We start from the raw sequence: 23,751 nt of genomic DNA, 5'->3' as shown, positions 1-23,751 counted from the left end.
GATCATTGAGAGCGGCCCCCTGACCCGAAATCACTGGAACCGGGAGACACGAGGATGAGCTCAGTTGAGAGTGCGACGCCGTGGCATGCGATGCCGGCCGGTGACATCGAACGGCAGTTCAACGTCGATCCCGCGCAGGGCCTCGATGCCGCGGAAGCGGCCGGGCGGCTGGCCACCTATGGGCCGAACCGCCTGCCGCAGGGCAAGAAGAGAGGGCCGGTCGCACGCTTCCTGATGCAGTTCCACAACATTCTGATCTACGTGCTGCTCGTGGCCGGTTTCATCAAGTTCATGATGGGCCTTTGGCTCGATGGCACGGTCATTCTTGCCGTCGTGATTCTCAACTCGCTGCTCGGCTTCATTCAGGAAGGACGCGCCGAGAAGGCGCTCGATTCGATTCGCAACATGCTGTCCGCCGAGGCGCGCGTGATGCGTGGTGGAGCGGTTCGCTTGATCCCCGCCGATGATCTCGTTCCTGGCGACATCGTGCTACTGGAATCGGGCGACAAAATCCCGGCGGACATGCGTCTCGTCGACGCGAGGAATCTGCACACGGAAGAAGCGGCTCTCACGGGCGAATCCCTCCCGGCCGAGAAGAGCACCGCGCCGGTGCCCGCCAAAGCGACGGTCGGCGACCGCGAGAACATGGCGTTCTGCGGCACGATGGTCCTGTCGGGCCGGGCAACCGGTGTCGTGGTGACGACCGGCAGCCAGACGGAGCTCGGCCGGATCAACCAGATGCTCGCCGAAGTCAGCGCGCTCGAGACGCCGCTGCTGCGCCAGATCAAGAAATTCGGCTACGTCATCACGGCGGTTATCGCCGTTGTCAGCGTGCTGCTGTTCTCCTATGGGCATTGGCTCGGACACATGACGTTCGTCGAGCTGTTCCAGGCCATCGTGGGGATTGCGGTGTCGGTGATCCCGGAAGGCCTGCCGGCGCTGATCACCATCACGCTCGCCATCGGCGTGCAGCGGATGGCGCAGCGCAACGCCATCATTCGCCGCCTGCCGGCGGTCGAAACGCTGGGCGCCGTCTCGCGCATCTGCTCGGACAAGACGGGCACGCTGACCCTGATGGAGATGATGGTGACCTCCGCCGTGACGGCGGAAGCCGGCTATTCCGTTACCGGCGACGGCTACGCCAGCGAAGGAGAGGTCAGCGCCGATGGCAAGCCGCTCGGCGCCGCGCCGGACGTGCTGAAGCTGATGGGCCGTGTGTCGCTGTTGTGCAACGACGCCGAGCTCTTCGAGGAAGAAGGGAAATGGAAAGTGGAGGGTGACCCGACCGAGGGCGCGCTCTATCCGTTCGCTTCCAAGCTGGGCATGGACCGTCCCGCCGAGACCGCGGCCGCGCCGAGGATCAACGTGATTCCGTTCGAGTCCGAGCACAAGTTCATGGCGACGCTGAACCGCTCGGTCGACGGCGAGATGCTGCTAGTCAAGGGCGCGCCAGAGGTCATCATCGATCATTGCGACCGGCAGCAGACGGCGCAAGGCCCGGTCCCGCTCGATCGCGAGCATTTCGCAAGAGAGGGAGACCGGCTCGCCGCGCAAGGTGAGCGCGTGCTCGGGCTGGCGTGGCTGCCTGAGCCGGGTCTGCGCACAGGGACACTCGGGCCGCAGGACCTGCCGCGTAATCTCGTATTGCTCGGCCTCGTGGGCCTGATGGACCCGCCGCGCAAAGAGGCGATCGAGGCCGTGCGCGAATGCCACGGCGGGGGCATCCGCGTGACGATGATCACGGGCGACCACAAGATCACGGCGGCGGCAATCGCAAGAATGCTGGGCATCGGCGACGGCAAGACGGCCGTGTCCGGCGCCGAGATCGAGGCGATGAACGACGCGGCGCTGCAGGAATGCGTGCGCAGCGTCGACGTGTTCGCGCGCGCGAGTCCCGAGCACAAGCTGCGGCTCGTCAAGGCGATCCAGGCGAATCGGCAGATCGTCGCGATGACGGGCGACGGCGTCAACGATGCGCCCGCGCTGAAGAAGGCCGACATCGGCGTCGCGATGGGGATCAAGGGCACCGAGGTGACGAAAGAGGCGGCTGGAATGATCCTCGCCGACGACAATTTCGCGTCGATTTCCGCGGCTGTCAAGGAGGGGCGCACGGTCTACAACAACATCGAGAAGGCGATGCTGTTCATGCTGCCGACCAATATCGCGCAAGGCGCGGTGATCGCGGTGGCGATCCTGTTCGCCTTCACGCTGCCGATCACGGCGCCGCAGATCCTGTGGGTCAACATGGTGACTTCGGTCGCGCTCGGCCTGACCATTTCTTTCGAGCCGCACGAGGCCGACGTGATGCGCCGCTCGCCGCGCGCAATCGACCGGCCGATCGTCACGCGTTTCGGCATCTGGCGCATCCTGTTCGTCGGCGCGGCGCTCGTGCTCTATACGCTATCGACCTTCTTCTGGATGAAGTCGCACGGGGCGTCGGATGATTTGGCGCGCACGGCCGCGGTCAACGCGATTACGCTGGGCCAGGTGTTCTATCTGCTCAACATCCGGTATCTGCTCGATTCGTCACTGACCGTGCGCGCGCATATGGGCAATCGTCATCTGTGGTACGGGATCGCCGGGGTCGTGGTGTTGCAGCTTCTGTTCACCTATACGTTCCCGTTCCAGGCCGTTTTCCACACCGAGGCTTTGCCGTTGTCGGCTTGGGGGTGGCTCTTTGCAGGTGGCGTCCTGTTCTTCCTCGTGGTGGAACTGGAGAAGCTCGTCTTCCGACTCACTCCCGCATTGAGAGGATTTGTGACTTCGCAACAGGAGGGCGGCGCGGCCTTGCGCAATGATCCGGCGGGGTAGGCCCGCCGTGGCGGACTGCCGCTACATCTTTTGAACGCGGCGGAGGATGAAAAACAGATTCGCCGACACTGCATTGACGATCGGTATGCGCTCGAAAGCCCGGTTCAGCTTCATGCCGATATTGGCCAGTGCATTGAGCGCTCCACCGCCCTTTATGCCTTTTGCGAACGTCGGAAAGACCTGATGATAGCCGCATTCTTCCAGTACGAATCCCGACCTGAGAAACAGGCGCTTCGCGTCGCTGAGGCTGTACAGTCGATTATGGCCCGTGTACTTCTTCATCACTCTGCAGGCGTTTTCTGTTGCCGATAAGCGGTTAGGTAGAAATGTGATTATCAGCAAACCATTGTCTTTCAGCACGCGCCATAGCTCGTCGATGCTTTTTTGTTCGCGAGCCACGTGCTCGAGTACACCGCTTCCAATCACCACATCGAATTGATTGTCTTCGTACGGCAGCAGAAATTCATGATTGAGCGCAGCGAAAGATAACCCGGCGTACTGATGGAATTCCGCGAATTGCTCATCATTGCATCGGTCGCAGCCATAAATCTCGATGTCCCGGAAGAGCGTACGAAGCATGCACGAATCTGGGGCGTGACGGCATCCCCAGTCGAGCACTTTCATTCCACGCTTGATATACGGGGCATAAATTTCGAACGCGCGCACATGACGATCGAGACTAGCGTCGTTGGCAATGACCGATTGCACATAGTCCCGGTATTCACCATCGGCGCGATGCGCAAGGTAGTCCTCGCAAAGCTTGGCATAAGTCGTCTTGACCTGCTGCAATTCATTGCTCGGAATCGTTTCGGTGTCGATGGGTCTATGCATGTCTCCCTCATATCGGTGCGAAGGCGGAGTTCTGCGCAACTCGTTTCCAGAATGCCGGCTGTTGCTACACGTGTGACATCAGACCGATAAATTCGCGGGAAGTTGATCAGTCTGAATTTGAACCTGCTGCTTCAACTGCGTTGCGGTTCAGGTTTTGTGTAAGGCTCTGTGCAGCCGGACAATCGCTCGAGGGCGGTGCACGCGACATGTGTCGCAGGCAACCCGGCAATGGAACGACGGGGCAAAAAATGTCGCGATAGTGCGGGACAACTCATGGATCCCTCTTTCCGAGTGCGCGCGCATGGGAGTGCGCTCGAGAACGGGTCGACTTCTTTCAAGGATAGCAGTTGGCCCCCCCGCATTTGGCCACGAATCTCCACGTTTCGCGCCTTATTGTGATGGTTTTGCGCCCTCGGCTCCCGGTGATGCGGTCGAGACCCGTCCCGCCGGGTCGAAGTGGGCTCTGCAAGGTATGCAAATGAAATATCCGGGCGGAGAAATCGATTCGGGCGTGGCAGCGTTGCGTTAGGGCAGACACCTGGGCGAATCTCGCGTTGTTCAGCGGCCGACACATTCAGGGGCAACCGGAAGATTTATATGAAACGCTTATGCTCCGCGCTCGAGGCGCCTGCGCACCGTCCCGACCAGTCTGTCGAACGGCCATGCACTGGCAGCCAGCGCGCTAGTCTCCGAAAAATACTCCTTCACGATATCCGTCAACACCTGCCCCGGCGGCGCCTCGACCAGCACATGCGCGCCCATTTCCTGCATCACGGTGAGCGCATCGAACCAGCGGACGGTGTAGCGCATGTTCGTCGCAAGATCTTCGCGGATCGCGTCGGCCGTATACAACGGCCGTCCACCGCGATTGCCGATATAGATGCCGCGCGGTGTTTCGAAACGCAACTCGCGCGAGTACGCCAGCAGTTCGTCGCTCGCGTGCGCGAGCAACTCGCAATGCGAGGGCACGCTGACCGCGAGCCGGGTGGCCTTGCGCGCGCCGGCCGCAAGTGCGCGTTCGATGAACAGGTCGAGCGCATCGTTCGCGCCGGCCATCACGATCTGGCGCGGCGCATTGACGTTGCCGATATAAACGGGTTGCCGCTGCTCTTGCGCCTGCTGCGCGACGAGCGTTTCCACCTGCTGCTCGTTCAAGCCGGATACGGCCGCCAGACCATAGCCCGACGGGTAAGCGGTTTCCATCAATTCGGCGCGCCGCCGCACCATCATCAAGGCATCGCGAAACGGCACCGCGCCGCTACTGACCGCTGCCGGATATGCGCCGACCGACAGCCCCGCGCTGATTTCCGCCACCAAACCTTCAGCGGCGAGCGCGCGCGTGATCGCGACGCCCGCGATCGTCAGGCCCAGTTGCACGGCGACGGTCGAGTCCAGAGCGTCGGGCGAGTCGAGCGTCAGCACGTCGACGCCGAGCGTGTCCGATGCTTCAGCGAACGCGTCCTGTACCGCGCGATGCGGCGGCAGTCGATTCAGAAAGCCTTCGCTTTGCGCACCCTGACCGGGGAAGATAAGCGCGAACATCAGGTAGCGCCATCCTGAGCGACCTCGGCCCACGGATTGGCGATCAAGCGGGGACCGCTCGCGTGGCGGGCCAGCACGCGCGCCTTTCCCGCAGCCCACTCCGCGAGCGCGACGCCGCCCGCGGGCGTTTCGAGTTGTGCATCGATGCGCACACCGATACGAGCCGAGAGCGTTTGAAGTTGCTCCAGCAAAGCACTCGCAACCTTCAACGCCAGCGGTTCGGGCACGCGGATCAACAGATCGAGATCGCTGGCTTCGTTCACGGTGGGAGCATGCGTCGCCAGTTCGAATCCCGCGCTACCAGAAGGACCCCAAGCGAATCCAGAAAGCGGACCGCTCCGGTCACGTTGCAACGAATTCAGCGCAACGAAGGAAGGCAATGCATCACGCTCGGGACCGGGTCGCGCCTGCGCCAGGGACTCCGGCGCTACGACGCCGACGATATCGTCCGCATGCGCCCAGGTGCCGTAACGCTGCGCTCGCTCTGCGCCGCGCACGCCGATCGCGACGAAACCTTCAGCGGCGAGCGCGCGTCGCACGACCGCGTACGGTGCGCGTTCGAACGCAGCGCGGACCCACGCGGGTTCGTCATCGAGCGCATCGAGTCGTCGCAAGCGCAGCAGATCATGCGGCCGCCAGCGCGCGTCGCACGACGTGGCGCAAGCGGTCGGAAAGGGCGCAGCCGCACACACGCGCATCACACGGCGTCCCACTGCTCGGCAAGACGCCGCCGCACCTCGATCGACGCGGCGCGAGTCTGCCGCGCCGCAACCGATTCCAGCCGACGCGCGAGCGTCCGATCCCCGTCGCGCGCGCTGCGAATCTGTTCGACCAGCACGGTGCGCACGCGCTCGATCTGCGCCGCGTCGGGCGCATCCGCGTCGACGCCGTCGATCAGCTGATCGAGCAGCCCCAGCTTCGCGAACGAGGCCATCGAATACGACATCGGCACGATCGTCTCGCCGAGTTCGTCGAGTTCTTCGACCGTGCGGCGCGTGACGCGCGCGGCTGCTTCCTTGCCCATCGCGTGGACCATCGTGCCGGGCACGTCGAGCGCGACGATGCGGTTCGCCTGATAGCCGTGCGCGAGGAACGCGCCGGACATCGCCGGACCGACGATCAGCGCGATCACCGGATGGCCGGCGTCGCGTGCGCTCGCGTAGGCGTCGACCGCGGCCGCGCAGGCGAGGTGGATGCCGAGCATTTCCTCGCGATAGCCATACGCCTGGCTTTTCACATCGACGATCGCGACGATCGGGCGGCGTGTGCCGGCGCCTCGATCCGCCTCGATGACTGCGCGCACCGCGCGCGCGAGTTGCCAGCCCTGTTCGAGTCCGACCACGTTGCTGGTCGCGCGTGGAAAGCGGTTCGCGGCATCGGGCACGACCGCGATAAAGCGCGCGGTGTCGCCGCCGAGCGGCGCATCGCTGCTCCAGACCGGCGCGGCGCTCGACGATTCGCCGGCCAGTGCGTTGAACCAGCGCGCGCCGCGCGTGAGTGTCGTGTCGCTCATGCCTGCTCCTTGTTCGATGCATCGCCCGCTTGCGGGTTGTACACATCACGCATTGTCTCGGGCGTGACGCTCGCCGGATCGATCCGCGCGAGCCGCCGCAGGAACGTGTCGACCTGCTCGCTGCGATGCGCGGCCGGCACGCCCTGCGCGAACGCGGCGAGCACGGCGGCGCGCACCGCGTCGGCATCGTCATCAACCAGGGTATCGGCGAGCGCGCTCGCGACGCGCTGCTCGCCGCCGATCAGTTGCCACACGCGGCGGCGATCGCTCGCATCGAGTTCTTCGATCCCGGCTTCCTGCTCGATCACTTCGGGTCCGTTCATGCCGAGCCGTCCCTGCTTCGTCACGATCAGGTACGAGCACAGCGCGGCCGCGAGCGACATGCCGCCAAAACAGCCGACCATCCCCGCGATCACGCCGACTACCGGCACGTGCCGGCGCAGCGCGACGATCGCCGCCTGAATCTCGGCGATCACCGCGAGCCCGAGGTTCGCTTCCTGCAACCGCACGCCGCCGGTCTCGAACAGCACGACCGGGCGCACGAGCTTGCCGCGCTCGCAGTCGCGCCGCGCCATCTCGAGCGCCGCGGCGATCTTGCTGCCCGACACTTCGCCGATGCTGCCGCCCTGGAACGCCGCTTCGATCGCCGCGACCACGGCCGGTTCGCCGTCGATCGTGCCGCGCGCGATCACACAGCCGTCGTCGGCCTGGCAGACGATGCCCTGCATGGGCAGCCACGGCGACGCGATGCGGTCGAACGGTCCGAGCAGTTCGCGGAAGCTGCCCGCGTCGAGCAGCGAACGGGCGCGCTCGCGGGCGGGCAGTTCGATGAAGCTCTCGTGCAGCAGCGGTGCGCGGTGAATGCTGGCGCTCGTGCTCATACGCTGTCTCCTTCCTCGGCCGCTTCGACCGCTTCCGCGAGCCGCAGCGCGACCACGCCCGGCGTCGCGCCGAAGTCGTTGATCTCGATGTTCGCAGCGCCGTCGTAGCGCGTGAAAAAGCGGTCGAGCACGCTCTTCCAGATGTGGCTGTAGCCGTCGACGCTGGTGCGCACGACCACGTGCGCAGCAAGCGCCGAGCCGCCTGCTTCGGCGGCGGGCGACAGCAGTACTTCCAGATCGCCCGAGCCGACTACGCCGACGTGCGCGCGGGTCGTGACGGCGCGTTGCGCCGGATAGTCGAAGGTCAGATGTTCCATGAGGCTCAGCTCCGGCTGGCGTCGCGATGCGCCAGCATGTCGAGAAAGAGGGTGGCGGCGAGCAGATCGGCCGCGCCGCCAGGCGATGCGTTCAGCGCCAGCAGTTCGCGATCGAGCGCGTCGAGCGCGACGCGGCCCGCGGCTGTCGAACTGCCGCCCGCGTCGAGCACGCGTCGTGCGCCGCGCTGCCCCGCATGCAAGCCGGCGAGGCCCGCGCGATGCAGCAGGCAGGTGTCGTCGAGCGTGCTCATGATCGCGAGCAAGGCGTCGATGCGCGCGGTGTTTTCGTCGATGCCGCGTGCGCGCGCCGCGTGCAATGCGGGCAGGCCGACGTCGAGCGCGTGCGGGAAGCCGTCCTGCGCTTCGCGCCGCGCGCCGCCGACCTGATAGCGTCGCCGCGCGCGTTCGCCGTGGCTATCGGAAGAAGCGGCGAAGCGGTCCGGGAAGCAGGCGATCTGCGCGGCCAAAGTGCACACGCGCGAGGTATCCAGAGGGTTCGGCGCGCCAGGTCCGTGCGTATGCATCGAGGCACTCGAAGACGTTTCGAGCGCGACGCCCGCAACGAGCAAGCCGATGATCCAGATCGCGCCGCGATGCGCGTTGCAACCGCCGGTCGCCTGCATCATGTCCTGTTCGCCCGCGCGGCCGATCTGAGCGAGTTCGGCGCGCAGCAGCGCCGACGGTTCGCCGCGACGGCGCGCGGTGCGCGCGAGCGCCGCGAACGTCGGTTCGAGCGCGTGCGCGGAGCGCCGCATGATCGCGAGATCGAGGTCGCGATGCGCGCCGCTGCCGCGCTGGTCGACGAGCGCGGGCTTCGGCGTGAGCTCGGCCTCGTCGATCAGCGCGGTGATCGCGTCGCGCGCGAGTTGCGCGTCGGAAAACGGCGCGATCGGTGAAGTGTCGCGCGCATCATTGCGCAGGACTGGAGCAAATAGCGCGTCCAACCGTTCGAGAACAGCAGCAGCGGACGCCATCGTCACCAGCTCCGGAAGCGCGCGGGTGGCGCGTACAGTCCGCCCGACCACGTGACCAGATCGTCGATGCTGCGCGCCGCGAGCAGCGAACGCTTCGCTTCGCCGCGCCGGATGCCGAGATCTTCCGGATACGCGACGATGCCGCGCCGGCGCAACTCGGCGGTTTTCTCGGGCTTCGCGCGCAGGCCGATCGGCGTGACACCGGCCACCGCCGCGATCGCCGCGCGCCGCTCGTCGATGCCTTCGGCCTTGTGCAGATGCGCGATGCCTTCCTCGGTGACCACATGGCTCACGTCGTCGCCGTAGATCATCACCGGCGCGATCGGCATGCCGTTTTTCGCGCCGACGGCGATCGCGTCGAGTTCATCGACGAAGGTCGGCTCGCCGCCTTTCTTGTACGTTTCCGCGAGTTGCACGACGAGCTTCTGACCGCGCGACACCGCGCCGTCGCCCTTCAACAGCTTCAGCCACGCCTCGCTCGCATGACGCCGGCCGCGCGGATCGTGGCCCATGTTCGGCGCTCCGCCGAAACCGGCGAGCCGTCCGCGCGTGACCGTCGACGAATTCGCGTCCGCGTCGATCTGCAGCGTCGAGCCGATGAACAGATCGACGCCGTATTGGCCGGCCAACTGACACAGCACGCGGTTCGAGCGCAGGCTGCCGTCGTTGCCGGTGAAGAACACATCGGGGCGCGCCTCGATATACGCCTCCATACCGACCTCGCTGCCGAAGCAATGGATGCTGTCGACCCAGCCCGATTCGATCGCGGGGATCATCGTAGGGTGCGGGTTGAGTGTCCAGTTGCGGCAGATCTTGCCTTTGAGGCCGAGCGCTTCGCCGTAGGTGGGCAGCAGCAGTTCGATCGCCGCGGTATCGAAGCCGATGCCGTGATTGAGCGACGTGACGCCATACGGCTCGTAGATGCCGCGAATCACCATCATCGCGGTCAGCACCTGCAAGTCGCCGATATGACGGGGATCGCGCGTGAACAGCGGCTCGACCGCGAACGGCCGGTCCGCCTGCACGACCACGTCGACCCACGAACCCGGGATGTCGACGCGCGGCAACTCATCGACGATCTCGTTGACCTGCACGATCACGATGCCGTGACGGAACGCGGCGGCTTCGGCGATGGTCGGCGTATCCTCGGTGTTCGGGCCGGTGTACAGATTGCCGTGACGGTCGGCCTTGTCCGCGCACAGCAGCGCGACGTGCGGCGTCAGGTCGACGAACATGCGCGCGTACAGCTCGACATACGTATAAATCGCGCCGATTTCCAGCTGGCCGTCTTCGAGCAGTTGCGCGACGCGCAGACTCTGCGGCCCCGCGAACGAGAAATCGACCTTGTGCGCGATGCCGCGCTCGAACAGCGTCAAGTGTTCAGGACGACTGATGCTCGAAATCAGCAGATGCACGTCGTGCAGCTTTTGCGGATCGACCTTCGCGAGCGAGCGCGACAGGAAGTCGGCCTGTTTCTGGTTGTCGCCTTCGAGCGCGACGCGCTCGCCGGGCTGGATCAGCGTTTCGAGCGCATCGACTATGCGGTGCGTGGGCAGCACGCCGTCTTCGAGCCACGGCGCGATGGCCGCGAGGCGGCGGTTCTTCTCGTCGCGACGGGTCGTCCACGAGCGGGCAGTGGACCGCGATGCGGCGGCTTCGGCGGGGTGGTTCATCGGCTCGGGCATCGGCTCATTCATCGGCTCATTCATCGGTTCAGTCAGCTCCCGGTGTGGACGCGCGGGCGTCGGCCGCGCGGCTTCGGTTGATGCGCCAGCGCTTCTTCGCGCGCGCGCTCGGTCAGGAAACGATGCAGAAGCTCGCCGGTGCCGAGCAGATGCGCGACCACCAGCGACTGCGCGGTCGCGATATCGCGGCGCTCGACGGCTTCGAGTAGCGCGGCGTGCTCACTGTCGGACTCGCCCTTGTACGACGGCAAGCCGAACTTCAACCGCAGATAGCGTTCGCCGCGCCGGTGCAGCAAGCCGATCATGTCCTGCAACTGCGGCCGGCCGGCGGGCGCGTACAGACACATATGGAACGCGGCATTGCGCGTCACGTATAGCGACGGGTCCTCTTCGCGCTCGGCGGCGCTGCACAACTGCGCGGCTTCGCGCAGCGTCGCCGCGGTGTGGTTCGGAATCGCGAGGCCGAGCGCGAGACTTTCGAGCGCCGAGCGGATCTCGTAGATCTCGCGCGCCTCGCTGGCGGACAAAGGCGCGACGGTCGCGCCTTTGTGGACGGCTGCGCGCGCCCAGCCCTCGCTTTCCAGCTGGCGCAGCGCCTCGCGCACGGGAATCGCGCTGACGGAGAAATGCCGGGCGATCGCGTCCTGGCGCAATGGTGCGCCGGGCGCGAGCGTGCCGTCGACGATCGCCGCGCGCAGCGCCTCCGCAATCATGTGCGAGGTGCTTTCGCGGGGTGCCGCGGCCGGAAGAAACGAGCCGGGCAGGGGCGCGTCCAGGGGAAAAACCTTCAGTTGCGTCGGTCATAGTATCAAATATTATATATAAAAAGACGCGTATTTCAGCGCGGGCAAACCCGGACGGGTCTTCACCCACAGTCCCGGCAATTTCCCCGCGCCGTCCTCTGAATCAGTTGTACGAGGACATCGCCGATCAATCAACGTCGTCGATCCAACCCCAAGCGCGCCCGTCGTTTTTCGTTACGTTCAACCATCGTAGGCTGGAGGAGCAAGATGAATACACTGACCGACCGACGAGCGCTCGCGCGTCAGCGCACACCGCTCAATCGTTCGCAGATCGCAGGGTTTTGGGGCGCGTGGGCCGGCTGGACGCTCGACGGCATGGACTCGTTCATTTATGCGCTGGTGCTCACGCCAGCGCTGACCGAGTTGCTGCCGCGTTCGGGCTTCGCGGCCACGCCGTCGAATGTCGGCCTTGCGGGATCGATCCTGTTTGCGCTGTTCCTGGTCGGTTGGGGGCTGTCATTCATCTGGGGACCGCTCGCCGATCGCTTCGGCCGCACCAAGGTGCTCGCCGCGACGATCTTTACGTTCGCGATTTTCACCGGGCTTGCCGCGACCTCGACCAATGTGTGGCAGCTCGGTATTTATCGCTTCATCGCGGGCGTCGGCATCGGCGGGGAATGGGCGCTCGCGGGCACCTACGTGGCCGAGGCGTGGCCCGAGGATCGCCGCAAGATGGGCGCCGGTTATCTGCAGACCGGCTACTACGCGGGCTTCTTTCTCGCGGCCGCGCTCAATTACACGATCGGCGTGCATTTCGGCTGGCGCGCGATGTTCCTGACCGGCGCGGTGCCGGTCGTCGTCGCGATTCTGATTCTGCTGCGCGTGAAGGAGCCGGAGAAGTGGCAAAAGGCCGACGCCAAGACAGTGCGCGTGAAGCCGCTGCGCGAGATCATGGGGCCGGCTTACCGGCGTCGCACATGGGTCGCGTGCATTCTGCTCACCATCGCGATCATCGGACTGTGGGCGGGTGCGGTCTACGAGCCGTCGGCGGTGATCCAGCTCGCGGCGCGCGCCGGCATGTCGAAGGGCGATTCGATTCGCACGGCGTCGCTGGCGACTGGCTTGCTATCGATCGGCACGATCCTCGGCTGTCTCGCGCTGCCGGCGATGGCCGAGCGCATCGGCCGCAAGATGACGTTGGCGGTGTACTTCGCGGGGATGGCGGTGTCGATCGCGGCGAGCTTCGGCTGGGCGTTCTATCTGCCGAACGGGCTCGCGCCGTTCATCGCGTGGCTGTTCGTGCTGGGCTTTTTCGGCGGCAACTTCGCGTTGTTCAGCCTGTGGCTGCCCGAGCAGTTCGAAACCCGCGTACGCGCGACCGCGTTTGCGTTCTGCACGTCGTTTGGACGCTTCGTCGGCGCGGGCGTCAACTTTCTGCTCGGCGCGGCGGTGCTGCATATGCAGACGCTCGGTGTGCCGGTCGCGTTGACCGCGCTCGCCTTCGTGCTCGGCCTGTTCGTGATTCCGTTCGCGCCGGAGACGAAGGGCGAGACGCTGCCGCAGTGAGCACCAGGCGGGCGGCGCGCGTTATTTCGCGTGACTGCGCGCGTGACTGCGCGCCCGCCCGGCCGGATGCAGCAGCGTCAGCAACGGCCAGCCGAGATTGACGCCGAGACTCGCGGCGACGATCAACGCCATGCCGGCCAGTTGCGCCAGCGACAGCGCCCGGCCATACACGAGCGCATCCACGACGATCGCGGTCAGCGGATAAACGAACAGCAGCACCGCGATCACCGGCGTGCTGAGCTTCGGCAGCGCGCCGTAAATCAGCACGTACGACAATCCCGTGTGCAGCACGCCCATGCCGATCAGCCAGAACCACTGCATCGGCCCGATATGCGTGAGCGTCAAAGGCGCGATGAACGGCGCGATCAGCGGCAGGCAGATCACGCCGACCGCGCATTGCATGAGCGTCAGCAGATGCGGGCGCATGTCGCCGAGGCTTTTCGCGATCAGCGTGACGCTCGCGTACAGCAGCGAGCCGAGCAGCGCTTCGCTCAAGCCGATCAGGTAGCTGGTGTGGCCCTGCAGATTGCCGGCCGCGATGACGCCCGACGCGAGCACGAGCCCGACGAACGCCGTCGCGATCCAGCCGAGCCGGTCCGCACCGAGCCGCTCGTTGAACAGCGCCGCGCCGATCAGCACGACCCAGAACGGCTGCACATGAAACACGACGGTCGCGACCGCGATGCTGGTGCGATGAATCGCGTCGAAAAAGCCGACCCATTGCGTAACCATCAGCACGCCGGAAATCAGCGCGAGCGCGACCGTGCGGCGCGTGAACTGCGCGCGCGTGAAAAAGCCCTTCCACGCGCAATAGGCGGCGAGCGACAGAAAGCCGAACAGGCAGCGGAAGAACACGAGCGTCAGCGCATCGAGCCGCGCCTCCTCGACGAAAACGCCGATCGTGCCCATCAGCAGCCCGCCGCCCGCCAGCGTGATCGCGCCTTGTTGACGTGAGGTGAGGGACATGCGCAACGACTCCGTTAGATGATGCCTGCGAGTATTGCGCCGCTTGCGGGCTTATCACAAACGAATTAAATTGAGCAATTCCATAAGCCCGGTTGATAAGTCGTGAACCCTGAATTCGACGTCGATCTGTTGCGCAGCTTCGTCGCGGTCGTGGAGGCGGGCAGCTTCACGAAGGCGGCGGCGAGCGTGCATCGCTCGCAGGCGGCGGTCAGCATGCAGATCAAGCGGCTCGAAACGATGCTCGGCACGACGCTGTTCGCCCGCAACACGCGCAACCTGTCGCTGACACGGCCCGGCAACACGCTGCTCGAATACGCGCGGCGCGCGCTTGCGTTGCAGGAGGAGGCGTGGTCGGCGATCGTGCGGCCCGAGGTGACCGGGCGCGTAGTGCTCGGCGCGCCGGACGACTATGTGTCGTCGCTGCTGTCGCCGGTACTGCGGCGTTTCGCGACGCTGTACCCGCGCGTCGAGATCGAGATCGTCTGCGCGCAGAGCACGGCGCTTGCGCCGATGCTCGCCGACAACAAGATCGACCTCGCATTCGTCACGCGCGACCGCAAGCTGCGCGGCGAATTCGTGCGCAGCGAGCCGATGGTGTGGGTCGGGGCGTCGGTCGATACGCCGGTGTTGAAGGCGTCGCCGTTGCCGGTGGGGTTGTACGAGCCTGGCTGCGTCGCGCGTCAGCATACGCTCGCCGCGCTGGATGGCGCGCGCATCCGCTATCGCGCGGCGTTCAGCAGCGCGAGCCTGATGGGACTCGTCGCGACCGTCGATGCCGGTTTGTCGGTGATCGCGCTGACGCGTTGCAGCGTGCCGCCGCGGCTCGCGATTCTCGGCGACGCGCAAGGCCTGCCGAAAATCGCGCCGCTCGAAATTGTCGTCGCACGCAGCGCGAAATCGGATCGGCCGACCTGCGATTATCTGGCGCAGCAGATGGTGCAGGATCTGTCGTTGCGGTAGCCGAGCTTGCCAACCCTGGTCGCCCTTCAAGCCCGCGTATAGGCGGTCACTTCACCCTCGACCGCTAGCCGCACGCGCTCGCCCGGACGCGGGCACAGATAACCGGGCACGCGTGCGCGCACCATCGTCTGCGTGGCGGACTGCAATTGCAGCGCGACGCTCGCGTCCTGCCCCTGGAAGATCACATCGGTGACGAGCGCATCGTGCGCGGCACCCGTGCGCGCGGTTTCGTCGGCGCGCAGCAGACGGATCTGCTCGGGACGCAGCATCACGTCGACCGCGCCGTTGCCGACGGGCGCGGCCAGTGCTAGTTCGCCGAGCTCGCAGCTCGCGCGATCCTGATGCGCGACGCCCGGCAACAACACCGCCTCGCCGATGAACGACGCAAGCTCGCGCGTCACCGGACGGCGGTACAGCGCTTCGGGCGTCGCGGTCTGGATCAGCCTTCCGTTCCACAGCACCGCGACCTCATGCCCGAGCGACAACGCCTCGGACTGATCGTGCGTGACCAGCACGGCAGTCGCGCCAGCCGCGGCCAGCGCATTCGCGACCGCCTGACGCGTCTCGACGCGCAACGCGGCGTCGAGCGACGAGAACGGCTCATCGAGCATGACCAGCGTCGGCGCGGGTGCGAGTGCGCGGGCGAGCGCAACACGCTGCTGCTGACCGCCCGACAACTGCTGCGGCGCGCGCTCCCCGAAATGCGCGGGCAGACCCACCAGCTCCAGCAACTCGGCCACGCGATGGCGCGCGCGACGCTGCGTGCGCGACAGGCCGAACACGATGTTGTCCGCGACCGACAGATGCGGAAACAGCGCGCCTTCCTGCGGAACATAGCCGATGCGGCGTTGCTCCGACGGCACGTGCAGGTTGTCGCCAACGACACGTCGGCCGTCGATCTCGACACTGCCGCCGTCCGCGCGCTCGAAGCCGCACAAGAGCCGCAGCAGCGTGGTCTTGCCGCTGCCCGAGGGCCCCAGCAACGCGAGCAGCGTGCCGGGCTCGACCGAAAGATCGATGCCGTGCAGCACGGGATGACCGTCGAACGATTTCTGCAGTCCGCGGATACGAAGTTCGCTCATGAAATCCCGAAGAAGGTCGAACAAAAAGCAGCGATGAAAAAGCCGACGCGTGTCGGGTCAGCCGCGCTCGCCGAGCAGCGCCGAGCGGCCGAGCAGCGCGAACAGCAGCCCCGACGCGCACAGCGAGATGCCGGTTAGCAGCGCCGCATACGGCGCGGCGGCGGCGAACGCCATCGTCGACGTATCGGCCCACACCTGGGTCGCGAGCGTTTGCGTGTCGAGCGGCGACAGCAGCAGCGTCGCGTTCAGCTCGGTGACGACCGAGATGAACACCATCGCGGCGGCCGCGCCGAGCCCGGGGCCCGCGAGCGGCAGCACGACGCGCACGAGTGTTTGCGTCCAGTTCAGGCCGAGCGCGCGCGCGGTTTCCTCGAGGCGCGGCTGCGCCTGCATGAACGCCGCGCGCACGCTGACCAGCGCGACCGGCATGAACAGAATCGCGTAGGCGACGATCAGCAGCGTAGCGCTTTGATAAAGCGGCCGCAGCGCATGCACCGCGAGCGACACGATCGCGAGCGCAATCACGAGCCCCGGCACGCCTTGCGCGAGAAAAACGGTGCGCTCGAACAGCGTCGCGAAACGGGTCGGGTAACGCACCAGCAGAAATGCGAGCGGCACCACGAGCAACGTGGTCAGCACGGCGGCGGCGAGGCCGAAACCGAGCGAAGACATCGTCGCGTTCCACAGCAATTCGGGCGAGACATCGGCGGGTGTCACCGCGGCCGCGCCCGGCTGCGTGAGCCAGAAGCCGATCATGCCGAGCGGCACGCCGAGCGTCGCGAGCGTCAGCAGCGCAAAGCCCGCGACGACGAGCCAGCGCCACGCACCGAGCTCGTAGCGCAAAACCGCGCGGCGCGTGCCGCGATCGACGCGCTCGTAGCGCGCCGCGCCGCGCACGCGAAACTCGAATGCAAGCACGACGAGGCAGATCACGATCAGCAGACACGCGAGCAGCGATGCGCCGCCGGCGTCGAAGCTGGTGCGGAATTCCGCGTAGATCTGCGTGGTGAAGGTATGAAAACGCAGCAGCGTGAACGCGCCGAACTCCGACAGCACGCCGAGCGCGACCAGCAGCATGCCGCCGAGCAGCGCCGGCCGCAGTTGCGGCAGCACGACGCGCACGAAGCTGGTCCAGCGGTTGCAGCCGAGCGCGCGGGCGCTTTCCTCGAGTGCCGGGTCCATGCCGCGCAGCGCGGCGGCGACCGGCAGATAGACGAGCGGAAAATACGCGCAGGTCAAGACGAGCAGCGCGCCGTTGAAATCCTGCAAGTCCTCGCTCAACGACACCCACGCGTAGCTCGAAATGAAAGCCGGCATCGCGAGCGGCGCGGCACACAGCACGGCCCACGCGCGCCGCCCCGGCAGATGCGTGCGTTCGACGAACCACGCGGCGGCCGTGCCGATCACCGCGCAAACGAGAGTCGTGGTGGCGGCGATCAACACCGTATTGACGAGCAGCTCGCCGACGAGCGGCCGCCAGATCAGATCGAGCGCGTCGCCGATGCCGAAGCTCGCCGCGCGCCAGAACGTAAACGCAATCGGCAGCAGCACCAGCAAAGCGCTGAGTGCCGCCGCCGCAAGCAGGCCGCGCGGCGCGCGCGTGCGTGCACGCGCCGGGGCAGGGGGGACAGCCGGCGGACCGGCTGACAGGGCGTCGCTCATTTACAGCAGGCCTGCCCGACGCAGCAATTTGCCCGCCTGGCTATCGTCGCCGAGCTGCTGAATCGTCAGCGTGGGCGGAGTCAGTTCGGCAAACGGTTTGAGGACCGGGTCAGGCGCGACACCCGCATGCAGCGGGTACTCGAACATCACGTGGCTATTGGCCATCAACTGCTGCGCGCGTTCGCTGACCAGGTACGCGAGAAACTTCTGTGCGCCGTCCGGGTTGTGCGTGGACTTCAGCACGCCCGCGCCCGAGACGTTGACGAGCGCGCCGGCGTCGCCGTGGCTGAAGTGGTAGATCGCGCTGCGGGTTTTCGCATCGCCGATTTCCGCATGCAGACGCGACCAGTAGTAGTTGTTGATCAGACCAGTCGCGACCGCGCCGCGATTGACCGCGGCGACCAGGCCTTCGTCGTCGTCGAAGATCTGCGAGTTGGCTTTCAGGCCCTTCAGCCACGCGAGCGTCTGCTCGTCGCCCTTCAGTGCCAGCACCGCGCTGACGAGCGGCAGGAAGTCGGCGTCGCTCGGCGCGATGCCGACCTTGCCTTTCCATTCAGGCTTCGCGAGGTCGAACACCGATTGCGGCAGTTGCGACGGCTGCAGCTTCGCCGTGTTGTATGCGAGCACGCTCTCGCGCGCGGTCACGGCGACCCATACGCCGCTCGGCGAATTGAAGCGCGCCGGCACCGCGCCGAGCGTCGCTGCGTCGACCTTCGCGAGCAGACCCTTTCCCTCCAGCAGCATCAGCTCCGGCGAGTTCTCGGTGAAGTACACGTCGGCGGGCGAGGCCGCGCCTTCCGCGACGATCTGCGCGGCGAGCGCCGGGCCTTCGCCGTTGCGGATTTTTACCGAGATGCCCGACTGCTTTTCGAAGTCCTTCGCGAGCAGATTGACGACCTGCTCGTGCTGCGCGTTGTACAGCGTGATCGATGCCGCATGGGCCGCCGACGGCATCGTCGCGAGGGCGGTGAGCGACAGCGCGGCCACGCTGCCGAGTGCGCGCAGGCGGGAGGCAAACCAGGAATGAGCCATGTTGCAGAAGTCCGTTCAGATTGTGTTTAGTGAGAGAGGCGCTGCGCGCCCGGCGTGCTTCATGTGCTTCATCACGCTTCGAACAGCCCCGCGCCGACATACGAACCCGGCTTCGCCCCGGGCGGCACGACGAAGATCGCGCTGCCCACGTGGGTCGTGAACTGGTTCATCATGTCGAACTTCGCGAGGCGGTCGTTGATCGGGATGAAGCCGGTGCGCGGGTCGCTCTGATGCGCAATGAAAATCAGCCCCGCGTCGTACTCGGTTTCCTGACGCCACGGCGGCCAGCGCTCGATATAGAAGTTCGTGCCTTCGTTGTACGAATAAGAGCGCCGCAGAATCTGCGCGCCGTTGTTGCTCGCCTGATTCGACAGACGCACGTGCGAGTTCTCCGGGATCACCGGATCGCCGTTCTTGTCCTCGGCTTTCAGGTCCACCGCGTCGAACTCGTTCTTGCTGCCGATCGGCGCGCCGCTGTACTTGTGGCGGCCGAACACCTGTTCCTGGAAGCCGAGCTCGGTGTTGTCCCAGTGTTCGAGCGTGATGCGGATGCGGCGCACGACCGTGTAGGTGCCGCCTTCCATCCACGGCGCGTCGTTGGTGGCGCGGGCCCACACGAACTGGTTCATCAGCTCGGGTTTCGCGGTCGACGGATTGTTGGTGCCGTCCTTGAAGCCCATCAGATTGCGCGGCGTCTGGCCGCGCGGACCGGACAGGAAACCGGCCTGGCCCCAGCGCATCGCTGCGACGCCGTAGGCCCGGCGCGACAATTGGCGCACCGCGTGAAACGCGACCTGCGCGTCGTTCGCGCATGCCTGGATGAACAGGTCGCCGCCGGTCTTCTCCTTGATCAACTGATCGCCGTTGAAGCGTGGCAGATCGACGAGCGCGGCGGGGCGGCGCGACGCGAGCCCATAGCGGTCCTTGCCGTCCTTCGTGAAGAGGCCGGGGCCGAAGCCGAACGTGATGGTCAGACCGTTCGGGCCGAGGCCGAGCACGTCGCCGGAATCGGGGGCGGGCTGGTCGTCGCCGGCGGGCATCGCGAAGGCCGTGCCGCCTTGCGTGAGGCGCGCGGCTGCTTCGGTCCATGTGCGTAGCAGTGCGATCACGTCGTCGCGCTTGTCGGTGGTCAGATCGAGCGCGGCGACGTAGGTGTGGCTCTGCTGCGGCGTGACGATGCCGCCTTGATGCGGACCGTAGAACGGCTCGACCGCGAGCTGCGGATCGGCGTTCTGCGCGCTATGCGCGGGCGCCGTCGCGAGCGCGTCCGGCGAGCTCGCGAGGCCGGCGCCCAGCGATGCACCGGCGGCGACCGCCGCGCCACCCGCTTTGAGAAAGCCGCGTCGTGACGGCCGTGGGGGTTGATCGTTTGTCATGGTCACTTCACCTTCCTGCAGCCTGCGTGGGTGCCGCTTACTTCGCGAGCACCAGCGTGTTCACGTCGTCTTCGACGTAGTAGAAACCGTCGCCTTCGGGCGTCATCGCGATACCGAACAGGTCGCCGTTGCCGGGGGGCGATTGCGCCTTGTCGGTATCGATCCAGCGTGCGTATAGCTGCTTGCCGGTCGCCGGGTCGATTTCGACGACCTGGCCGTTCAGCGCGTTGGTCACGAGCAGGTGGCCGTTGGGCGCGGTGGCCATCGCGAGCGGACGATGCAGCAGGCCGTCGGCGCTCAGCTGGCGGCCGACGCCCGCGCTGGTGTCGCGCGTGAGCGGATCGTCGATCTCGGTGATGCGGTTGCCGATTGCGTCGGACACGTACAGCAGTTTCTGATCGGCCGACAGCGCGAGCCCGGTCGGCCCGACGAGGAACACGCCCTTGTCGGCCTGCGCGCCGAAGCCGCTGCCGATCACGGTTTCCTTCTTCACGACGGGCGGCTTGCCTTGCGGTACGTCGAGGTCGATGCGCAGGACGGTGGCCTGCTTGAACACGGGCGGATTGCCTTGCGCGCCGCCGACGCCGAAGCCCGCGTTGCTGACGAACAGCGTCGCGCTCGCGCCGTGATCGACGACCGCCATGTTGCCCCATGGGTCGTTGATGTTCGGCGTCGAGATCGTCGAGGCGATCTTGCCTTGCGGGTCGATCACGATCAGGCAGCCGGCGCCTTTGGTGCCGGTCGTGCCGTCGTTGCTCGGCGTGCTGCCGACGATCACCCAGCCCGACTTCAGCATGGTCATCGCGGTCGAGAGGCCGATGCCGCCCGGACATTCCTTCAGATCGCGCGGCACGGTCGCGAACACCGTCATCTGTCTGGTGTCCGGGTGATAGTCGATGATCGTGCTGCCGGTGCCCTGCAGGTTCGTCGAGTTGTTGAAGTTGCCGACCAGCACGTCGCCTTGCTTCACGGTGCCCGCGCTGACGGGCGCGACCACGATCGCGTACGGGTTCTGGTCGCCGTTGTCGGGGACGGTGTTGGTCAGCGTCGTGTGATGCTTGATCGTTTCAAGGAAGCCTTGCGGCTCGGCCTGCGCGGGCGCAGCCATCGTAAGGGCGGCAGCGCCGGCCATCGCGGCGAGCAGGGCGCGCGCGGCGCGCGGCGCAAACTTGCGCGTGACTGGGTTCACGATTGGGCCTCCGTGCGGGCGCAAAAAGCGGGAGTGGCGGTGACGGTCGAAAGCATGGGAAGTGCTGGTCCGGTTGCGTGGGGTGGCATGTGCTTGCGTGGATGAAAGCGCGCGGCGGGCGGCATCAGAAGTTGATAGTGGTCCGCACGCCGACGACGAACGTATTGCGCAGCGGCTGCGTCGGGTCGTTCGGGTTCTGGCCCGCACCGGCGTTGAACGTGTATTGCGCGTCGGCCTGCACTTGCCACCACGGATTGATCTGGTACTGGTACGTCGCCTCAAGCGTGGTTTCGCTGGTGCGCACGCCGTACGGGCTGCCGTTGAATGCCAGGAAGTCCTCGTCGAGTCCGTTCACGTGGCTGCCGACCTTGATGTAAGTCAGCGCGAGGCCGGCGCTGTCGTTGTCACGCCCCTTGAACGGCGCCTTCAGCACGACGCCGAGATTGGCCGCGACTTGCACAAGATTGCGATCGCCCGGCGCGCCCATCACGCGCGCGAACACGCCGAGGCTGCGCGGTTCGTCGGGGTCGGGGCGCCACACCATCTGGTCGGCGACCGCATAGAAGCTGTAGTTGCCGCTGTGATGCGCGGCGATGCCGGTCGACGCAGGATTGGCGAGCGACAGTCCCATGTTGTCGAAACGCTGATCGGCGAATTTGTTGGTGTTGTACCAGACGCCGAGCTTGTAGGTGCCCGGCAGACCGCCGCCGCCCGTGCCGACCATTTCGCCGTCGGACGGCTGGTTGATCGCGTACTGCAGCTCGCCGATCCACAACGCGCCGTTATGCAGGTTGAAGTTCGTGCCGCTCATGTTGTCCGGGTTGTTGCCGAGCGGATCGCCCGAATACACACCGGCCAGCGCGGTCAACGAAGGGGTGATCTGGCCGCGCACGCGCACACCCAGACCCGCGAGCGGATAGGCGGGACCGCCCGACGGCAGGTCGTATGAGGGCAGCGCGGGCCAGCCGAACATGGTGTTGAGGAACAGCGCCGCATACGTGCTCGTGATGAATTCCTGGTCGAGACTCTGCTGACCGATCTTCACGTCGACGCGTTTGTTGAGGAACGACTGCTGATACCAGAGCTCCCACAGACGCGTCGCGTTGTCGGCCTCGATGCCGCTCGCCGTGTTCAACGTGCCGAGCTTGTTCGCGCTCAGGTTCGAGCCGTGAATCTGTAGCGCGCTGACGTTGAAGAGGCCGCCCGGCAGGCCGAACGCCTTTTGCGTATCCATCTGCAAGGTGGCGGTGGTCAGGCCGTCGTAGTCGGCGCCGCGCGCGAGACCGCCGCGCAGATTGGCCAGCACTTCGCTGGTTTCGGTCAGCGTGAAGGTCATGCCGTACTTGCCGAGCCACGGACGCAGGCCGCCCATGTCGCCGAGCATCTGCTGACGATTCCAGAAACCGGTCCACTGGCTGGTCTGCGTCGCCTGAATGTTCAGGTCGGCTTCGGGCGCTTCCGGGTTCGCATCGGGATTGGCTTCGGCCAGCGCCGCGTGGCCGGTCAACGAGGCCCACGCGAAGGCCGTGCACAGTGCGACGCGCCGCATAGAAGGCAAACGCGTACGATGAATTGCGCCGGTACGTGCCGAAGAGTCGCAAAAGGGACGCGCGTTGGCGCGCAGTCCATTGAGTTGGGCGAACTTCATCGAAATCCTTATTGGTGTTGGTTCGTCCGATGCCGAAGCAGCTGATGGCGAGATCGTACGCAGGCCATTTGCGAGAGTCAACACAAATGAGAACGATTCGCATCAATATTACTGGCATGTAAACCCGGGATTAACGGACTGCTCGTAAAGCGCATGAAGGTGTAATGCCGTAGTAATGCGCTCGTAATGAAATAGTATTGATGTAGTCAGACCGAACGCGCGACAGGGTGAGGTGTCGAAGTGCACGAGTAACCCCGAAAGTCAAAGTGAGGAGGTCGAAATGAGCAAGCGCATTCTTCTGGTTTCGTTGCTGGCGAGTGGCGGTCTGTTGTTGGGCGGCGCCGCGCACGCGCAGTTGAATCTGAAGCAGTTCGGTATCGGCGGGGGCGGTGACAGCTCGGCCAGTGCCGAGGCGTCGTCGGGCGGCGTGTCGCAGCTGCTGCAGAGCTATGTTGGCGCGAACCAGCAGGTGCTGAGCGGGCAGTCGAGCCTCGCGTCGGCGATGGGCATGACGAGTGCGGCCGGCCAGGCGCAGCAGGCGGCGGGGCTGCTCAGCGGTGGCACGCCGTCGGTCAGTCAGTTGACGCAGGTCGGCAGCACACAGCAGTCGCTGTCGCAGAAGCTCACCGATGCGTTCGCAAATCATGCAAGTGGCGGCGCGTCGGCGACGCCGGTCAACAAGGAAGCGTTCACCCAGGGGCTGTCGTCGCTCGGCAAGGGAGTGAGCCAGTATTCGAGCTTGCAGTCGGGGCTTGGCAGCCTTGGTCAGATGAGTCCGTCGTCGCTGCTGCAATCGGGCCTCAATCCGCAGACCGCGCAAAGCGCTTCGTATATCGCGCAGTCGGCGCCGGGGCAGTTGCAGTCGCTGATGTCGACGCTGAGCTCGGCCGTGCAGTTCGCGTCGAGCCACGGTATTACGGTGCCGTCGATCGCGACGTCGGCGTTGAAGGGCATGTAGGCGCGTTTCGCTTCG

General features: G+C 65.9%; 19 protein-coding genes and 1 pseudogene. 4 read left to right on the top strand and 16 right to left on the bottom strand.

Going from position 1 to position 23,751, the window contains the following annotated elements:
- Window positions 1–54: 54 nt before the first annotated feature.
- A complete protein-coding gene (locus QFZ91_RS33165) occupies window positions 55–2,811 on the top strand; it encodes an HAD-IC family P-type ATPase (RefSeq protein WP_429569790.1) in 2,757 nt (918 codons plus the stop codon).
- A gap of 21 nt (window positions 2,812–2,832) precedes the next feature.
- Here the strand turns inward: QFZ91_RS33165 and QFZ91_RS33160 are convergent, their stop codons facing one another.
- The 9 genes and pseudogenes from QFZ91_RS33160 to QFZ91_RS33120 all read right to left on the bottom strand — a co-directional run bounded on the left by QFZ91_RS33160 (window position 2,833) and on the right by QFZ91_RS33120 (window position 11,358).
- Window positions 2,833–3,642, bottom strand: a complete 810-nt coding sequence (locus QFZ91_RS33160; protein WP_368598647.1) for a class I SAM-dependent methyltransferase — start codon at window positions 3,640–3,642, stop codon at window positions 2,833–2,835.
- A gap of 606 nt (window positions 3,643–4,248) precedes the next feature.
- The gene (gene mdcH, locus QFZ91_RS33155) at window positions 4,249–5,184 is read right to left on the bottom strand and encodes a malonate decarboxylase subunit epsilon (protein WP_429569789.1); all 936 of its coding nucleotides are present in this window, start codon (window positions 5,182–5,184) and stop codon (window positions 4,249–4,251) included.
- Entirely contained in the window at window positions 5,184–5,882 is a 699-nt protein-coding gene (locus tag QFZ91_RS33150; protein ID WP_429570937.1) for a malonate decarboxylase holo-ACP synthase, read from the bottom strand. Before QFZ91_RS33150 ends, mdcH begins: the two co-directional genes overlap by 1 nt.
- Entirely contained in the window at window positions 5,882–6,697 is an 816-nt protein-coding gene (gene mdcE / locus QFZ91_RS33145) for a biotin-independent malonate decarboxylase subunit gamma (RefSeq protein WP_429569788.1), read from the bottom strand. The genes QFZ91_RS33150 and mdcE overlap by 1 nt, the downstream gene beginning before the upstream one ends.
- Window positions 6,694–7,578, bottom strand: a complete 885-nt coding sequence (locus QFZ91_RS33140) for a biotin-independent malonate decarboxylase subunit beta (protein ID WP_429569787.1) — start codon at window positions 7,576–7,578, stop codon at window positions 6,694–6,696. The genes mdcE and QFZ91_RS33140 overlap by 4 nt, the downstream gene beginning before the upstream one ends.
- Complete coding sequence (locus QFZ91_RS33135) at window positions 7,575–7,895, bottom strand: malonate decarboxylase subunit delta (protein ID WP_429569786.1); 321 nt, start codon at window positions 7,893–7,895, stop codon at window positions 7,575–7,577. Before QFZ91_RS33135 ends, QFZ91_RS33140 begins: the two co-directional genes overlap by 4 nt.
- A gap of 5 nt (window positions 7,896–7,900) precedes the next feature.
- The gene (locus QFZ91_RS33130; protein WP_429569785.1) at window positions 7,901–8,869 is read right to left on the bottom strand and encodes a triphosphoribosyl-dephospho-CoA synthase; all 969 of its coding nucleotides are present in this window, start codon (window positions 8,867–8,869) and stop codon (window positions 7,901–7,903) included.
- 2 nt (window positions 8,870–8,871) lie between these two features.
- On the bottom strand, window positions 8,872–10,542 hold the full coding sequence (mdcA, locus tag QFZ91_RS33125) for a malonate decarboxylase subunit alpha (protein WP_429570936.1): 1,671 nt from the start codon (window positions 10,540–10,542) through the stop codon (window positions 8,872–8,874).
- A gap of 44 nt (window positions 10,543–10,586) precedes the next feature.
- Window positions 10,587–11,358: pseudogene (locus QFZ91_RS33120) on the bottom strand (GntR family transcriptional regulator).
- 206 nt (window positions 11,359–11,564) lie between these two features.
- On the opposite strand from QFZ91_RS33120, the gene QFZ91_RS33115 reads away from it, so the two are divergent.
- Window positions 11,565–12,863: an MFS transporter gene (locus tag QFZ91_RS33115; RefSeq protein ID WP_429569784.1), complete on the top strand. Its 1,299-nt coding sequence runs from the start codon at window positions 11,565–11,567 to the stop codon at window positions 12,861–12,863.
- A gap of 21 nt (window positions 12,864–12,884) precedes the next feature.
- On the opposite strand, the gene QFZ91_RS33110 is transcribed toward QFZ91_RS33115, so the two are convergent.
- Complete coding sequence (locus tag QFZ91_RS33110; protein WP_429569783.1) at window positions 12,885–13,829, bottom strand: DMT family transporter; 945 nt, start codon at window positions 13,827–13,829, stop codon at window positions 12,885–12,887.
- Window positions 13,830–13,931: 102 nt separating this feature from the next.
- Between QFZ91_RS33110 and QFZ91_RS33105 the strand changes: the two genes are divergently transcribed.
- Window positions 13,932–14,789, top strand: coding sequence for a LysR family transcriptional regulator (locus tag QFZ91_RS33105; protein ID WP_176368242.1), 858 nt, complete (start codon window positions 13,932–13,934; stop codon window positions 14,787–14,789).
- Window positions 14,790–14,815: 26 nt separating this feature from the next.
- On the opposite strand, the gene QFZ91_RS33100 is transcribed toward QFZ91_RS33105, so the two are convergent.
- The 6 genes from QFZ91_RS33100 to QFZ91_RS33075 form a co-directional block, all read right to left on the bottom strand.
- Complete coding sequence (locus tag QFZ91_RS33100) at window positions 14,816–15,871, bottom strand: ABC transporter ATP-binding protein (protein WP_429569782.1); 1,056 nt, start codon at window positions 15,869–15,871, stop codon at window positions 14,816–14,818.
- Window positions 15,872–15,928: 57 nt separating this feature from the next.
- The gene (locus tag QFZ91_RS33095; RefSeq protein ID WP_429569781.1) at window positions 15,929–17,533 is read right to left on the bottom strand and encodes an ABC transporter permease; all 1,605 of its coding nucleotides are present in this window, start codon (window positions 17,531–17,533) and stop codon (window positions 15,929–15,931) included.
- Window positions 17,534–18,565, bottom strand: coding sequence for an iron ABC transporter substrate-binding protein (locus QFZ91_RS33090; protein ID WP_429569780.1), 1,032 nt, complete (start codon window positions 18,563–18,565; stop codon window positions 17,534–17,536).
- Between the two features lie 71 nt (window positions 18,566–18,636).
- The gene (gene efeB / locus QFZ91_RS33085) at window positions 18,637–19,941 is read right to left on the bottom strand and encodes an iron uptake transporter deferrochelatase/peroxidase subunit (protein WP_429569779.1); all 1,305 of its coding nucleotides are present in this window, start codon (window positions 19,939–19,941) and stop codon (window positions 18,637–18,639) included.
- A gap of 37 nt (window positions 19,942–19,978) precedes the next feature.
- Complete coding sequence (locus tag QFZ91_RS33080) at window positions 19,979–21,073, bottom strand: hypothetical protein (protein WP_429570935.1); 1,095 nt, start codon at window positions 21,071–21,073, stop codon at window positions 19,979–19,981.
- A 181-nt stretch (window positions 21,074–21,254) separates the two neighbouring features.
- Window positions 21,255–22,778 (bottom strand): carbohydrate porin, encoded by a 1,524-nt coding sequence (locus tag QFZ91_RS33075; RefSeq protein ID WP_429569778.1) that lies wholly within the window; start codon window positions 22,776–22,778, stop codon window positions 21,255–21,257.
- 280 nt (window positions 22,779–23,058) lie between these two features.
- Between QFZ91_RS33075 and QFZ91_RS33070 the strand changes: the two genes are divergently transcribed.
- The gene (locus QFZ91_RS33070; protein WP_429569777.1) at window positions 23,059–23,736 is read left to right on the top strand and encodes a hypothetical protein; all 678 of its coding nucleotides are present in this window, start codon (window positions 23,059–23,061) and stop codon (window positions 23,734–23,736) included.
- Window positions 23,737–23,751 lie beyond the last annotated feature (15 nt).

Source organism: Paraburkholderia sp. JPY419, assembly GCF_050435705.1.
GTDB lineage: Bacteria > Pseudomonadota > Gammaproteobacteria > Burkholderiales > Burkholderiaceae > Paraburkholderia > Paraburkholderia youngii.
Note: the sequence above shows the minus strand (reverse complement) of the source record. Positions and strands in the feature narration are given on the sequence as shown.

What these genes read in the sequence shown, in the direction of transcription:
- mdcE (WP_429569788.1), bottom strand. Translation starts at nt 6,697, where the DNA reads ATGAGCGACACGACACTCACGCGCGGCGCGCGCTGGTTCAACGCACTG.
- QFZ91_RS33080 (WP_429570935.1), bottom strand. Translation starts at nt 21,073, where the DNA reads ATGGCCGGCGCTGCCGCCCTTACGATGGCTGCGCCCGCGCAGGCCGAG.
- QFZ91_RS33090 (WP_429569780.1), bottom strand. Translation starts at nt 18,565, where the DNA reads ATGGCTCATTCCTGGTTTGCCTCCCGCCTGCGCGCACTCGGCAGCGTG.
- QFZ91_RS33130 (WP_429569785.1), bottom strand. Translation starts at nt 8,869, where the DNA reads ATGGCGTCCGCTGCTGCTGTTCTCGAACGGTTGGACGCGCTATTTGCT.
- QFZ91_RS33140 (WP_429569787.1), bottom strand. Translation starts at nt 7,578, where the DNA reads ATGAGCACGAGCGCCAGCATTCACCGCGCACCGCTGCTGCACGAGAGC.
- mdcH (WP_429569789.1), bottom strand. Translation starts at nt 5,184, where the DNA reads ATGTTCGCGCTTATCTTCCCCGGTCAGGGTGCGCAAAGCGAAGGCTTT.
- QFZ91_RS33110 (WP_429569783.1), bottom strand. Translation starts at nt 13,829, where the DNA reads ATGTCCCTCACCTCACGTCAACAAGGCGCGATCACGCTGGCGGGCGGC.
- mdcA (WP_429570936.1), bottom strand. Translation starts at nt 10,542, where the DNA reads ATGAACCACCCCGCCGAAGCCGCCGCATCGCGGTCCACTGCCCGCTCG.
- QFZ91_RS33160 (WP_368598647.1), bottom strand. Translation starts at nt 3,642, where the DNA reads ATGCATAGACCCATCGACACCGAAACGATTCCGAGCAATGAATTGCAG.
- QFZ91_RS33115 (WP_429569784.1), top strand. Translation starts at nt 11,565, where the DNA reads ATGAATACACTGACCGACCGACGAGCGCTCGCGCGTCAGCGCACACCG.
- QFZ91_RS33100 (WP_429569782.1), bottom strand. Translation starts at nt 15,871, where the DNA reads ATGAGCGAACTTCGTATCCGCGGACTGCAGAAATCGTTCGACGGTCAT.
- QFZ91_RS33095 (WP_429569781.1), bottom strand. Translation starts at nt 17,533, where the DNA reads ATGAGCGACGCCCTGTCAGCCGGTCCGCCGGCTGTCCCCCCTGCCCCG.
- QFZ91_RS33165 (WP_429569790.1), top strand. Translation starts at nt 55, where the DNA reads ATGAGCTCAGTTGAGAGTGCGACGCCGTGGCATGCGATGCCGGCCGGT.
- QFZ91_RS33070 (WP_429569777.1), top strand. Translation starts at nt 23,059, where the DNA reads ATGAGCAAGCGCATTCTTCTGGTTTCGTTGCTGGCGAGTGGCGGTCTG.
- efeB (WP_429569779.1), bottom strand. Translation starts at nt 19,941, where the DNA reads ATGACAAACGATCAACCCCCACGGCCGTCACGACGCGGCTTTCTCAAA.
- QFZ91_RS33075 (WP_429569778.1), bottom strand. Translation starts at nt 22,778, where the DNA reads ATGAAGTTCGCCCAACTCAATGGACTGCGCGCCAACGCGCGTCCCTTT.
- QFZ91_RS33135 (WP_429569786.1), bottom strand. Translation starts at nt 7,895, where the DNA reads ATGGAACATCTGACCTTCGACTATCCGGCGCAACGCGCCGTCACGACC.
- QFZ91_RS33150 (WP_429570937.1), bottom strand. Translation starts at nt 5,882, where the DNA reads ATGCGCGTGTGTGCGGCTGCGCCCTTTCCGACCGCTTGCGCCACGTCG.